Origin of the sequence: Providencia sp. PROV200 (genome assembly GCF_049901995.1) — a bacterium.
In the GTDB taxonomy this organism is placed as follows: domain Bacteria; phylum Pseudomonadota; class Gammaproteobacteria; order Enterobacterales; family Enterobacteriaceae; genus Providencia; species Providencia rettgeri_E.
Genome location: NZ_CP096307.1, coordinates 330,764 through 345,285, shown reverse-complemented (window position 1 = coordinate 345,285; position 14,522 = coordinate 330,764). Strand labels below are relative to the sequence as shown.

The window sequence follows — 14,522 nt, the reverse complement described above, 5'->3', positions numbered from 1 at the left end:
CTTAGATTAAAAAGACAACTGCATAAACCCATTATCTACTATTGGGTTAAGGCAAACTATTGCTAATAGGTTATTTCCGACATGAATAAAAAATTATTATTCTCTTTGTTATTTTTAACGTTACCTGCTATCGCGAATGAGCAACAATGGAATGGAACTGTTTTAGGCTTTGAGCCCGCCCCTAAAGGAATATTTGGCGATATGTTAGGAATACGTCCTATATTATCCGACCACGGTTTTTCATTTCACAGCAATTATTTGAGCCAAGTCGCCTATAATGCAGGGGGTGGCTACAATAATGATAAACATACTGCTTATATCGACCAATTTGCTTTTACATTCACACAAGACCTTGAACGTTGGACAGGTATTCCAGATGCCCGTATTGAAGGAAATATTGTCAATCGAAACCATGAAGACAACCTGACCATTAAACGCCTGCAAGACCCTCGGGTACCGAATAACGACCTTGCACAAGAAAGCTATGGGGGCGGCTCCATAACACGATTAGGATGGCTAACCTTCGCTCGTAGCTTTGATGACCGCCGACTAACCTGGCGTATTGGTATGATGAATAAAGTACAAGAGTTCGACCAAATTATTCCTTGTGATTTCCAATTACTCAGCCAATGTGGCGGAAAATCAGCTAACGCCCTGACATGGAGTAACTGGAATATTCACACTTGGGGAACAACGGTTAGCTATAAAATCACCCCCGGAATCACCATCAAAACAGGGGTTATGGAACAAAATCCTCAAGCAACGGATAGAAGCCATGCATGGAGTTGGTCAACCAAAGGCAGTAAAGGCATTTTATTACCTTTAGAAATTGAGAACCGCACTTTCGTCAATAGGTTGCCTGGTGCCTATAACCTAGGGTTATTATATACCAATGCCAAACAGCATGACCTCTATAAAGATAAAAGCTACAACAACACATGGTTTGCCTATGGCGGAATGAACCAACAGTTAACTCGCCACAAAGATGATGAAAATCGAGGCTTAAGTCTATCGGTTAGTGGCAGTTACCACGATGAGCGCAGTAATTTCATGAACTATGTTGTCTCAAGCTCCCTTCGCTACCGCGGGGCTTTTGATGCCAGACCTGAAGATTGGATTGGCCTCGGTGTTTCCTATATTGAGCTTAGTGACCACTTTGCAAAAAACCAAAAAATACAAAATGAGCAGTTAGGGATCACCGATTATAATGATCCGTTATATCATCCTATTACTTCAAACGCATTAAACGCAGAACTCTATTATCGCTTTAAGCCTATTCATTGGTTGGAACTCCAACCAAGTATGCAGTATTGGCATCAACCAGGCGGAGTAAAAAGAACATCAGATGCGTGGGTCTTGGGGCTGAAGACTGTTTTAACGTTTTAAATGATATTACCGTTTATTTTATCTCTATCGATAAAGGGAGCTCCCCACTCCCTTTATCACCAATAAATTAGCATTCCGCTTATTATTTTTTTATTATAGTTAGACACATTATCTTTGCTGTTTTTCTCCTTCTATAATATTAAGCAGACGACTTTATGACCCGCACGCAGCGCCTACTCACATTATTGCAGATACTCAAAGAGAATCGCTATCCGATTACGGCAGAAGCACTTTCATCACAACTGCAGGTCAGCGTTCGCTCGATCTATCGGGATATAGAATCCTTACGCGACCAAGGTGCTGAGATTATTGGTGAAGCCGGTATTGGCTACCAATTAAAAACGGGCCTGTTATTACCGCCTTTAACTTTTGATGAAAATGAGCTCGAAGCCTTAATATTAGGTTTACGTTGGGTAAAAAGTAATACAGACACTGAACTAAAAAGCTCAGCAATACGAGCGATAAGTAAGATTAATGCGGTGGTGGCAGGTCATTCACAGAAAATCCTAAATCAAAATACCTTATTTGCCCCAACCACCCATTTCTATGAAATTAATGACACGATAGCTAAAGATTTGCGTTTAAGCTTGCGAGAAGAGTGCAAAGCTCAAATGACTTACCTGGATGGACAAAATCAACCTAGCAAACGCACTATTTGGCCAATTGCGATTGGTTATATGAAAGATTCACAAGTTTTGGCCGCTTGGTGTGAATTACGTGAAAGTTACCGCCACTTCCGTTTAGACCGCATTCAATCTTATCAGGCACTTTCAGATAAGCTACCTTACCCCAAAAATTACCTACTAGAACGTTGGCAAAAAGAAGTATTGTGCGTCTCTCCTGACAATTTCTGACACTCGACTCCCTTATAGTAAGCGCTCAACTTCATATAAGGAAATCACCATGAGCGAACTGGTTCTGTTTACTAATTCAATGTCACGCGGTAATACTGTCGACCTACTTTTAAAAATTTTAGACATTCCTTACAAACGTGTTGAATTAGGTTATGGCGCGGATATGCACACCGCTGAATATCTTGCAATTAATCCCATGGCAAAAGTCCCTGCGCTTGTTGATGGTGATGCCATCGTCACTGAAACTGCCGCCATTTGCTTATATTTAGCAGATAAGTTTATTGAAAAAGGGTTAGCACCGGCCTTGAACGACCCTAAACGTGCAGATTACTACCGTTGGTTCCTATTTACTGCTGGGCCAATTGAATCTGCCTTTACCATCAATAATTTAGGCATTCAATTAGACGAAGAGCAACAAAAATCTTCTGGCTTTGGTTCTATCGAGCGCGCCATGGCGTGTTTAGAAGTGGGTTTAAACAATGCTAAACCGTTTATTTGTGGCGAGCAATTTACGGCTGTCGATGTGTATATCGGCGCATTTGTGATGTTTTTAGTTAAATACCAAGTCATGGAAACCACCCCTGCGATGCAAACTTACATGAAAAGTTTGTCTACTATTCCTGCAATTGCCGAGATTTTAGAGAATAAATAATAAATATTATTCCCTGACGTCAAAAATCATCAAGAATAAAAACGCCAATAGCGTGTAAGTATTAACAATCACTCTCTTCCTAATCCACAATAGAAAGAGAGTGAAATTATTTTTCACGTATTACTCTTAACCCACTATAGGCATAAGAATAGATTCTTACGTAAATTAAAATACATAGTAAATAACTAATTATCTCTTAATCTATATACGAAATGATACTATCACCAATAATGCACTTATCTGAGCAACAGTCTTTGTCCCCCATTTATCCGCTAATTTCCCTACAATTGGTACGGCAATAGCCCACCCTAACTCTAAAAAATATCTATAAAGATAGATTTAACATAACGTGGAAAATTTTTCCAAAAATAGTTAATAGGAAAGTACTGTTTAAACTATCATCTGTATTAATGGAATACACAATATAATCACGGCCCCTTGCTTACTTAGTCGCCGAATACTTTCCTTAACTAACTGAAACTCAATTTACATCTAATAACCGAATAAGTTTTTCTCTCATATTTTGTTTACGAGATTCAATAAAAGATAAAAAATCAGTTAGTTTTAATGATTGATCCGTAGCAATTAGGTTCTGTATTAGATAGCTTTCTTTAGCTCCATTTGTGCTAAAGTTGATATCTAACCAGTTCTCAAATAACTTATCACCTTTCTCAATATTACTGGTAGCTTCCAGTAACTGAAGATTTGGTAGTTTATTAAACTCCGCAATAAACTGTTCAACATCACTCGGATCAACACCTTGTTTTACGAGTATTTTAGATTTAAAAAGTGACTGCGGGTGAATGTGATCTTGGTGATACTTATAGGCAGAGTTTAATCCAGGATACAATAATGAAAGTGCACAATACGTTTTAGCTGTGCCATATTGTAAATCCAATATATTTTCAATATCATCTTCAGTGAAGTTGATTGACTTGCGGCTGCCACGGTAATATTCAATTGTTTCTTGAAGCGGAAACCTACCTAAATTTTCATTTATCAGATCACGCATTTTAGGATAAATTGAATCTGGCTGACCTCCAAACGTTCCTTTGAGTAGAACACGAGCTAACCACTCTTTTATGGCTTTTCGATCTTCATCGCGGTGAGAGGAGTGAACGATTGTATCTTCGAAATCATTCTTAAAGATAAAGTAGGCTATAGGTATAATTGTATTAGCTGCGGCTAAATTATCTCGGCTAAACCCTAACTTAGAAACCAGTTGAATACTTGAACGCATAGCTGCTGACGCTTTATCCCAATTTTGCTCAATAGTTACCATATTTTCTTTTGTGAAATTATCGACTTTAAACTTCACATCAAAATCGGCTAGTACCAAGCATGACTTTAAAACGATATCTTTAGTAAAATTAAAACCATCTCCAATTCGGTTAATTGAGTCCACAAACTCATGAATCACTTCACGCGCATCTTTTTCCTTCCACTGAGCTGTGGCGATTGATAATAACAAGTCAGAATAACTTAGCTTGGTGCCACCACTGTTGATCCGAATAAAAATTTGAAGTACTTTGTCCAGCTCTTCACTTTCTTCAAGGTAATAGCTAATAGTGCCTTTTTGGTGAATGACGTTGAAAAACTCAAACAATGTATCTGAAGCGAAGTCACATTCCGTTTCTGTATACATGGATGTATCCATTAGTTTATTTTGAATCAAATACTTATTGAGTTTTCTAGACTCATTTAATTCAAGAATTTTACTGCACTCAAACCAATAATAGCCTTCCGACTGTTTCGTTTCTTTTTCAGTTAGGAACCTAAACTCATACTCCGTTTCCAGTTCATCAGATCGTTTTAATAGATTTAGATACAGTTTTTTAGCAGGGAACGCATGTGAACTATCCCAATGGTAATAAGGAATTTTTTTAGCATAAGTACCTGTAAGAGCAATATACATTGAAGTCATACGCTGCTGACCATCTAGTAGCGCAATGATGTCCTCTTCATTACTAGGTTCTGCTTTATGGTTATGACGGCTGTCTTTTTCATGGTATTTATTTAGAAATTCATAAAATTGAAAATCTTTAATTTTATTTTTGTCTACTTTCCAAAAAAGGAATGTGCTAATTGGGTAATCACGCATAAGTGAATCAAACAAAGTTTCTATCTGATCGGTATCCCAAACAAATTCGCGCTGAATAGAAGGTAGCAAATAATGACGTTTTTTAATATTATCTATTGCTTTTTTTATAGTAATCGGTGCTTCATACCCAGCCATTACAGATACCTCTTTTAATTCTTATCAAATTAGTTATTGTTCACATAGACCACTCTGAAAGGTATACCGAGAATACTCAATGGTACACCCTGACATGGAAATATATTACTCATTGTTAATAAATAGAATACGTTACAGTATAAACAGATGGTCTCTAAAATCTGTATTCAGATTAATTATACTAGAAAAAGTAAGCCAAATGACTTTTAAAGAAAGTAACTATATTAAATAGGCCATCTCGTATGATCAGGCTAAAAAGAGAACCCCTGTATTCTTCGAGGAGGGAGAATAATTACTAGTGAACACCTTAAATACTGGCTACATATATTGTGCATAGCCAGTATTAGTTTACTTTCCAGAAAAACAAACTTATCTCGTTAGTTTTTCTATACTAACGCATGGTCACAAATTCTTCCGCTGCGGTTGGGTGAATAGCAACAGTATTATCAAAATCTTTTTTGGTTGCGCCCATTTTTAATGCAACCGCGAAGCCTTGTAACATTTCATCCATACCGAAGCCAATACCATGAATACCAACGATTTTTTCATCGTCGCCAACACAAACTAGCTTCATGCGGCAAGGCTGACGATGCGAAGTAACCGCGGTGTACATGGCTGTGAAAGATGACTTATAGCATTTAACTTTATCAGCACCATATTTTTCAATCGCTTCTGGTTCAGTTAAACCAACAGTGCCAATTGGTGGGTGTGAGAACACCACCGTTGGAATATTACTGTAATCTAAGTGCTCATCCGGTTTATTATTAAATAAACGCTCAGATAAACGACGGCCAGCCGCAACCGCAACTGGGGTTAATTCAACCGCGCCAGTGTTATCACCCACCGCGTAGACACCCGGTACATTGGTGTTCTGGTATTTATCAACCTTGATATAGCCTTTTTCATTCAGTGCGACACCTGTGGCTTCAATATTCAGGTTATCAGTCATTGGTTCACGGCCAATTGCCCAAATTAATGCGTCTACCGTTTGTTCTTGGCCATTTTCCAATTTCAATGTCAGTGAACCATCTGAATTTTTCACGACTTCTTTTGGAATTGATTCTGTGTGCAGTTTTGGCCCTTCCGTATTCATGACTTCCACTAATGTTTCAACAATAAGTGGGTCAAATGAGCGTAACGGGGCGTGTTTACGCACGAATAAATGCGCATCTGCACCTAAGCCATTTAATACACCAGCGAGTTCAACGGCAATATAACCAGCTCCCACAACCGCAACACGTTTTGGTAAGGCTTCAAGTTCAAAGAAGCCATCAGAAGTCATGCCATATTCTGCACCTGGGATAGCAGGGATCACTGGACGCCCGCCAGTTGCAATCAAAATATGGTCTGCCGTGTAGGTTTCACCATTTACCTCAACAGTATGTGCGTCAATAAAACGTGCAAAACCATTGATAACATCGACTTTGTTATTGCCTAAGACACGGTCATAAGATTGGTGAATACGGTCAATGTAAGCAGTACGGCTATCAATCAATGTTTTCCAATCAAAACGATTAATTGTCGCATCAAAACCATAATCAGGGCCATAATTGCGAATAGCTTCAGAAATTTGTGCCGCATGCCACATCACCTTTTTCGGCACGCAGCCCACGTTAACACAAGTTCCACCTAATGCTTTCGCCTCAATTAAGGCACATTTTTGCCCATACATTGCTGCACGGTTCATCGACGCAATACCACCGCTTCCGCCACCAATTGCGATATAGTCGTAATGTTTGCTCATAATTTGGTTATTCCCATTGATTGAATGATTTATGAATGCATTTTCTCGCATCATGCTATTGATTGTCATGATATAAATAGCGCTTTTAGATAGGTAAAGCCTATTGATTTAATCGACGTTACCTATCATAAATACCGTTTACTCTGGCACAATCCAGTCAACTAACGTATGTCCTGTACCTTCTGGGACGAGTGTTTTATGTAACCACGGCAGCACATTCTTCATTTGCTGCTCAAGTTTCCAAGGTGGGTTAATCACTATCATACCAGACGCTGTCATTCCACGTTGGTCGCTATCAGGGCGTACCGCCAATTCAATTTGTAGTATTTTACGAATGCCCGTTGCTTCTAATTGATTGACCATGCGCTTAATTTGTTGACGTAATACAACAGGATACCAAATTGCATAAGTTCCTGTTGCAAAGCGTTTATAGCCTTCTACCACCCCTTTCACTACTGCTTCATAATCCGTCTTCATCTCATAAGGAGGATCCATCAGCGCAAAACCACGTCGACTCTGTGGGGGTAATTTCGATTTCAGCTGTTGATATCCATCTTCCTTGAAAACTTGCGCGCGGTTATCCCGTGAAAATTCGGTGCGCAATAATGGATAATCGCTCGAATGTAATTCAGTTAATACCAGTTTATCGTGTTCACGTAATAAATATTTTGCTAATAATGGTGAACCTGGGTAATAGCGTAAGCGCCCATTATCATTCAATTGGCGCACAATATTCATGTACGGCAATAATTCCTCAGGTAAATCTGGCTGCTCCCAAATACGCGCGATCCCTTCAAGATATTCACCTGTTTTTTCTGCATGTTCCCCCGTTAATTGATAACGGCCAGCACCTGAGTGCGTATCTATATACAGAAACGGTTTTTCTTTCTCTTTCAGAGATTCAATGATCAAGCTCTGTACTGTGTGTTTTAACACATCAGCATGGTTGCCTGCGTGAAAGCTGTGACGATAACTTAACATGTAACGTTTATTTCCTGAGGAAATTCAATATTAGCCACTAAGATGACTATTATTAAATAGATTCTTTAAAGATAGCCCTTTTGAACAAAAAATAGACCGGATTTATTCATCCGCGTCATTATAGCTAAAATTGACTACAAATGTCATAACCATAGCTGTGTTAAAATTCACATGACTGAAAAGAAATAAAACGCTATCCTAAACACAAATTTTAAAATAAACAGAGGTAAATAATGAATAAACTACTCCTTACAACTAGTATTTGTATTTCTTTTTTTACGAGCGCATCAGTAATGGCAGCAAAAACACAAAATGGCTGCGAAATAAAAAAACAACGCATTGAAGAGCAAATTAATTACGCTAAACAACATGGAAATCAACATCGAGTTAAAGGCTTAGAAGAAGCACTCGATAATGTGAATCGTTATTGCACTCCAGAATCTTTATACCGAGATAGCCAAAAAGAGGTGGCTGAAAAAACAGAAAAAGTACAAGAGCGCGAAGCTGAGTTGCAGGAAGAAAAATTAAAAGGTGATGACAGAAGCAAAATTAAAAAGCGTGAAAGAAAACTCGCGGAAGCACAAGCCGAGTTAAAAGAAGCTCAAGCTGAACTGCAAGTTTATAAAGATGCGCTTTAATTTCTAATGTCCCTTTTCCTCTGATTAATTAGCTAGTTGCTTTGACTTTATACAAACGTTCCAATGGCTATTTATCTCTTAAAATAGTCATTGGGATGAAGTTACTAGCCAATTTAAGCTATAGTATTATGCATATTATTCATTTATAGGCATTAAATAGGTCGAAAAGTCAGACAATTTTTAGTTGCGGGAAAAGGGGATTAAATGTCGAATACGCAGGAAGAAGAACAAAAAGATACCAATAAACTGAAAGCAACACTGAATAGAAGTATTGATGGCAGTAAAAAAGCAGTGACCTTCTCAATGCGCGTTGTGAACTTTATTTGTGCAATTCCTTTTATTGCGCATATCATTCGTACCGTGCAACGCTTTAACGACCGAATGGGGAACCAGTTTGGAGCTGCGATCACTTATTTCTCCTTTCTCTCTTTAATCCCCGTTTTAATGTTTTCATTCGCTGCTGCCGGTTTTGTATTAGCTAGTAATCCTGAATTACTTGAAAAATTAGTTCGTGGAATTTCTGCAAATATTACTGATCCGACACTCGCAAATACATTAGAAAGAACAATAGATACCGCCATCCGTCAACGTACAACCGTTGGGCTGACAGGGTTAGCTTTAGCAGTCTACTCAGGGGTTAATTGGGTTAATAACTTACGTTTAGCTATTTTGGCGCAATCTCGCCCTGTATGGGAACGTAATGAAGATGAACATGAAAATATTATCTTCCGCTATATTCGCGACTTCTTTGCTTTAATTGGCCTACTTATTGCCTTAATTGTGACAATTACGCTGACCTCTGTTGCTGGCTCTGCACAAGCAACGATTGTCAGTACACTTGGGCTAGGCGGTATAGAATGGCTGAAACCGGCTTGGACACTCATTGGTTTAACGATATCAATTACGGCTAACTTCCTATTATTTCTGTGGATTTTTTGGATCCTACCGCGTATGCAACATCGCCGTAGGTCACTCTTTAAAGGTACATTACTGGCGGCTATTGGGTTTGAAATCATCAAATCCATTATGACCTGGATTCTACCTAACCTTGCATCCTCACCTTCCGGTGCCGCATTTGGTTCAGTGCTTGGGCTAATGGCATTCTTCTATTTCTTTGCGCGTTTAACTTTATTTTGTGCAGCTTGGATAGCCACTGATGAGCCAAAAGGTTCATTGGATAACGAAATGGTTAAATAGCAACTTATTGAGGGCGGTGATACAACCCGCCCCACCACGCTTAAAACTAGCGTTTCATTTCTTCTGCTAACGTTCTAACCAATAAAGACGCTGGCATCTCGCGAGCTTTCGCCACACTCTGCCCCGCCCAATATGCCGAAAATTCATCGCTACCTGATTTGATTGCTGCTGCATTAAGCTGCTTACCAATATCATAAACCAATGGATAATCAGGTAATTGACTTGTCTCATAGCCGTTACCTGCTCGAATAAATTGATTAATAATCCCTCTCGCTGGACGCCCTGAAATTGCAGACGTTAGTTGCGTGTGATCCCCAGTTTGTTGCTTAATCTTAGCTCGATAGCCTGCGTTCGCGGCAGATTCAGGACAAAGCAAAAATGCAGTGCCTAATTGAGCGGCAGCAGCACCGCAATCTAAAGCCATATTAATACCTTGCCCATCCATCATGCCACCAGCCGCAATCACTGGTAAATCAATATGTTGAGATATTAACGTCACTAATTCATAAGTGGTCAGTTCTTCATCTAAAGCCTGCAAATCAAACATACCTCGATGCCCTCCCGCCTCAATACCTTGTGCAACAACAGCGTCAATCCCAGCCAATTCAACTTGTTGTGCTTCATGCAAATTGGTTGCGGTCGCCATGGTATAAATCCCATGTTGTTTCAATTTCTGGACTACCTTGATGGATGGAATATTAAAATGAAAACTCACGACTGCAGGTTTTGTTTCAAGTAACATAGATAACATTTCTGAGTTATCTAAAAAAGTGTCATAAATTTCATTGAGATAGGAAGGTGGAGTCTCATTAAATTGAGCAAAATAAGGCGCCAAATACTGGATCCACGCTTGTTCATTCGTGGGATGACGCTTCGCAGGTAAATGGCAAAATAAATTGACGTTGAATGCTTTACTTGTCAGAGCTTGCGTTTGAGTAATCAATTGGCGAGCTTGTTCCACTGAATTTGCACCTAGGCCTAGTGAGCCAAGCCCGCCCGCCTCCGAAACTGCAGCGGCTAGCGCTGGGGTGGAAACGCCTGCCATCGGAGCTTGTATAATGGGATAACGCAAGCCTAACCGTTGTAAAAATGTATTCACGTTGTTCATGCTATTTCCTTTACATCAATATCTGGGTACATTTTATGTTCTTATATTGAGAATAAACATAGCACCAAATTTATATAAAAAGAAAAAACACTGACCCTAGTATGGCTGCCATATTACTCATTTCAGCGCATTTTAAACGTACATTGGTTCGTATGAATATGATTAAGATGGTATGTATCCTCATCTTAATCATTTAATAATGAGATTATTATGACCACCTCTATTCAACAACTCGAAAATTTAACTTGTGGTGTCGTCCTTTACTACCATAATCAACCCCAAAATAGCGTGGGAACCTTCTGCGCCAGAGGAGCAGATCTTGAAGGTGCGCCCCTCACTGTTGATACACCGCTGCGAATCGCCAGTAACACAAAGACATTTACTGCGGCTGCAATTTTACGTCTTACTGAAATGGGGAAACTTAGTATTGATGATGCAATATCTGAATATATTGACCCACAATATGATGCGCTGCTCAGTACCCAATATAACACTCGTGCTATCACCATCCGCCATTTACTGGAGCACAGCAGTGGCCTGCTAGACCATGCTGATGGTGACTATCTCAAAGCCGTTCTTAAACAGCCTAATTATGTTTGGAGCCGAACAGAGCAGGTCGAGATGTACATGGGTAAACAACTTCCAACGTTTTCGCCTTCAGAGTCCTTTATCTATTCAGATACTGGGTATATTTTGCTCGGTGATATTATTGAACGAATCACAGGGCAATCCCTTGGCCTAGCCGTTAGGGAACTTTTGCATTTCAACTCTATTGGCCTTGAAAGCGCCTATTGGGAGTCATTAGAGCCGCCCCCTAAAATCGCGGCTCCCCGGGCTCGCCAATACTTAGGTAAATGGGATGGCACTCATGTTCACGCTTCCATGGATGCCTATGGCGGTGGTGGTTTAGTTATGTCATCGAAACAAATGGCGATATTTCTAGAAGCGCTGTTTGAGGGAAATATTTTTTCATCACCAAATACGCTAGAGACTATGCTAAGTATGGGTTCTCATGATGGCGCAGAAAATTACAGATTGGGCATCATGGTGAATGTTGTCAATGGCATCACCCTGTATTCCCATTTAGGTTTTTGGGGCTCGGTAGCCTATTATGCACCAAAAGCAAAAACCAGTGCGGCAGGGTTTGTTGATGATAGAGAGTCACGAGAGACGCTGATCCACGTTATTGAATCAATATTAAGCCAACAACATGAAATGAAAAAATAGCCACTGGATATTCAATGGCTATCTTTCGTATTTCTATCTTTTCATATTTATTGTGCAGTAGATTTTTCTTCTACAGGTGAAGCGGATGCGGCTTCTGTTGATACTGGCGCTGCAATTTGAGGCCATAGCACCTTGGTAAATTTCTGGCGAATTTGTTCTGCATCCATCATTTGTTTATCTTTTGGCTGCGCTAATACAAACGCTGCCTCTTGAGATAATAACCGACGAGCTTCCATATTCACCTGTTCAAGGCTTTGTGACGCCAAGAAAGATTGCCTTAACCGCTGATACTGTTCAGGAGCGATATCAACCACCCCATTTTGTTGAGAAATTAAACGTTGGCTAATCAGAACGTCGGTACTCGTGCGCGCATAAGCGGCAAACAACTGCGATAACTGCACCTGTTTCTCTTTGAGCATGTCGTCAAATAACTCAGGCGCAATACCATTTTGGTTAATCGATGCAAGCTCACTCGCGACAATGTCTGTCACCGCCGCCATTTTTTCAGGCGCTGCCGTGACCGTTAATGTACAACTGGCTTTTTGATATTGCACACGACAATCTAACCCCGGAACGACTTCCCCTTGATTAAATTTTTGATTGAACGCTTTTTGCAAGGAGCGATAAACCGCTTCACGCGCTAAGTCACTGGACCAATAACGCAGTAAGACATTTGAGTCTTTAATGGGTAGCCAATCAATATCCCAAATTAATGAAAGCGTGTCCTGTGCAGGTTGTTCCTGCAAAATATCAATAGATTGCGGTTTTACTGACGATAACACGGCAACAGAAACCGGTTCAGAGCGCCGACCTTCTAATGAAGAGAAATTTTGTGAAATTGAATCAGATAACATTCGAGCATCCACATGGCCCGCGACATACAATGTCATGACATCCGGTGTATACCATTTTTGATAAAAAGAGTTCACACTTTCAAGCGCCACAACATCATTCGGTTTTTGGCCTGGGTCATACCCCATCATAGTTGACCCCTTTAAACGCGCTCGCCAAACGGGATCGTTGGCATTTAAAGGGAGTGTTGCTACGGGTACGTTTTGAGCGGTTAAACCATTATGTAACGTCGTTTCTGTATACTCCGCACCTGCAACAGAAGTTGCAAGCCAATTGAGCGCTTGCTTAATTAGGTCTGGGCGATTATTAGGTAAACTTAAGCTATAAATAGTATAGTCATAGGAAACAACAGCGGGTGGATTAGGCATGTCAGGGTCTGCTGCCTGACGCCAAAATTCTTGTAGTGTTGCAGTTGGAAACGCTTCTGTTTGATGAAACAACGCCATTTTAGGAATGAGATAACTGTATCCTTTCTCGCTCGCTTTTTCTGTTAATGAGCCTGTTTTTATTGCTAATCTGAGCTGGATACGGTCATTTGGACGTTGTGGTGTTTGTAATAATTGCCAGCTAAAGCCATTTTCTAGCTTTCCTTGCTGCCATGCTGGATCAGGTTGTAAAGACTCAGCCACCGCTAAATGCGAGACGGAGAATAATACAACACTAATGATATACCGAACTTTCAAGCCCTGCATGTAAACCCCTATGTGTTTTATATCTTTATATTTAACCGCGAATAACGACAGATAAATTAACGAAAAACGCGAACTTATCGGGTTAAACGATATAGTTTGGCTTTATTCCATTTTTCATTGTCACCACTATAACGATATTAGACCATAAAGCTGAGTTCATGTTCATGGCTTAGTCTGATTTTTGCTGTTTTCTTTGACGATTATACCCTTTTGCAAGTAAACCGAGCTCATCGTCATGATGATATTCAGACACAGTAATTTGATTAACTTCAGAATTTGTCTGTAACTCAATTGCGATTTTTCGCAGTGGTCTTACTATCATACGGCTGACGCACCACGTCATTCCAATAGCAATAATGAGTACTAACAGCAAATAAGTGGTTGTCATCAAAGCAAGTGTATTTAATGCGAACCGATAAACACGGTTAGGGTCAACCTGTAATGTTAAATACCCTTGAGGCTTCGCTTGCAACACAACATTACCATAGGCGTACAGCGGCACGGTCATTTCGACAGGGATCCCCACAAAATGAGTCACCCAATTAGGTATCGGCTTAGGCGTTGCAAAGCTTAGATTCATTACCGTTGTGCCATCAACCGTAATAATCGCATTTCCCATAATACCCGATGTTTTTAAACTTATCAGCAACCGTTTGACTTCGTTAAGATCGGAACTTAGCAATGAATCTGTTAATGGTTCTTGAATTTGCACTACAGCGTTACTGAGTTGGTCTAAATAATCTTGCTTACGTTGTTCAACTAAATAACTGAATTGAATAGCTAAAAAAAGCGCAAGTGATAGCAACGTAATCATAAAGAATACGACCATACTTTTTAATGTTAGTGAGCGTTGGACTCGGGTATTCATTTGGCCACAACCTTTCTAATCAAGCAGCTTTTTAAAGAAAACGGGAACATCAGCCAGTATACTTGATTTTATCTGCAAAAGAGTAGC

Annotated in this window: 12 protein-coding genes; 6 read left to right on the top strand and 6 right to left on the bottom strand. The window is 39.8% G+C overall.

Annotated elements, in window-relative coordinates:
• Positions 1 to 81 precede the first annotated feature (81 nt).
• The 3 genes from M1E86_RS01555 to M1E86_RS01545 all read left to right on the top strand — a co-directional run bounded on the left by M1E86_RS01555 (position 82) and on the right by M1E86_RS01545 (position 2,892).
• The gene (locus M1E86_RS01555; protein ID WP_426099231.1) at positions 82 to 1,386 is read left to right on the top strand and encodes a carbohydrate porin; all 1,305 of its coding nucleotides are present in this window, start codon (positions 82 to 84) and stop codon (positions 1,384 to 1,386) included.
• Positions 1,387 to 1,541: 155 nt separating this feature from the next.
• Positions 1,542 to 2,240, top strand: a complete 699-nt coding sequence (locus tag M1E86_RS01550) for a helix-turn-helix transcriptional regulator (protein ID WP_125891697.1) — start codon at positions 1,542 to 1,544, stop codon at positions 2,238 to 2,240.
• 49 nt (positions 2,241 to 2,289) lie between these two features.
• Entirely contained in the window at positions 2,290 to 2,892 is a 603-nt protein-coding gene (locus M1E86_RS01545) for a glutathione S-transferase family protein (protein WP_213913575.1), read from the top strand.
• 481 nt (positions 2,893 to 3,373) lie between these two features.
• Here M1E86_RS01545 and M1E86_RS01540 read toward each other — a convergent pair whose 3' ends face one another.
• The 3 genes from M1E86_RS01540 to M1E86_RS01530 all read right to left on the bottom strand — a co-directional run bounded on the left by M1E86_RS01540 (position 3,374) and on the right by M1E86_RS01530 (position 7,853).
• On the bottom strand, positions 3,374 to 5,128 hold the full coding sequence (locus tag M1E86_RS01540) for a DUF262 domain-containing protein (RefSeq protein WP_213913573.1): 1,755 nt from the start codon (positions 5,126 to 5,128) through the stop codon (positions 3,374 to 3,376).
• A 391-nt stretch (positions 5,129 to 5,519) separates the two neighbouring features.
• Positions 5,520 to 6,872, bottom strand: coding sequence for a glutathione-disulfide reductase (gene gorA / locus M1E86_RS01535; protein WP_213913571.1), 1,353 nt, complete (start codon positions 6,870 to 6,872; stop codon positions 5,520 to 5,522).
• A 138-nt stretch (positions 6,873 to 7,010) separates the two neighbouring features.
• Entirely contained in the window at positions 7,011 to 7,853 is an 843-nt protein-coding gene (locus tag M1E86_RS01530; protein WP_333987754.1) for a 23S rRNA (adenine(2030)-N(6))-methyltransferase RlmJ, read from the bottom strand.
• Positions 7,854 to 8,086: 233 nt separating this feature from the next.
• On the opposite strand from M1E86_RS01530, the gene M1E86_RS01525 reads away from it, so the two are divergent.
• The gene (locus M1E86_RS01525; protein ID WP_185746888.1) at positions 8,087 to 8,491 is read left to right on the top strand and encodes a DUF1090 domain-containing protein; all 405 of its coding nucleotides are present in this window, start codon (positions 8,087 to 8,089) and stop codon (positions 8,489 to 8,491) included.
• 204 nt (positions 8,492 to 8,695) lie between these two features.
• Entirely contained in the window at positions 8,696 to 9,688 is a 993-nt protein-coding gene (yhjD, locus tag M1E86_RS01520) for an inner membrane protein YhjD (protein WP_213913567.1), read from the top strand.
• Positions 9,689 to 9,734: 46 nt separating this feature from the next.
• Here the strand turns inward: yhjD and M1E86_RS01515 are convergent, their stop codons facing one another.
• A complete protein-coding gene (locus M1E86_RS01515) occupies positions 9,735 to 10,796 on the bottom strand; it encodes an NAD(P)H-dependent flavin oxidoreductase (RefSeq protein WP_213913565.1) in 1,062 nt (353 codons plus the stop codon).
• A 210-nt stretch (positions 10,797 to 11,006) separates the two neighbouring features.
• Between M1E86_RS01515 and M1E86_RS01510 the strand changes: the two genes are divergently transcribed.
• Complete coding sequence (locus M1E86_RS01510; protein ID WP_213913563.1) at positions 11,007 to 12,023, top strand: serine hydrolase domain-containing protein; 1,017 nt, start codon at positions 11,007 to 11,009, stop codon at positions 12,021 to 12,023.
• A gap of 47 nt (positions 12,024 to 12,070) precedes the next feature.
• Here M1E86_RS01510 and M1E86_RS01505 read toward each other — a convergent pair whose 3' ends face one another.
• Positions 12,071 to 13,567 (bottom strand): M16 family metallopeptidase, encoded by a 1,497-nt coding sequence (locus M1E86_RS01505; protein ID WP_426099230.1) that lies wholly within the window; start codon positions 13,565 to 13,567, stop codon positions 12,071 to 12,073.
• Positions 13,568 to 13,736: 169 nt separating this feature from the next.
• On the bottom strand, positions 13,737 to 14,435 hold the full coding sequence (locus tag M1E86_RS01500) for a HAMP domain-containing protein (protein WP_125891706.1): 699 nt from the start codon (positions 14,433 to 14,435) through the stop codon (positions 13,737 to 13,739).
• Positions 14,436 to 14,522: the final 87 nt, after the last annotated feature.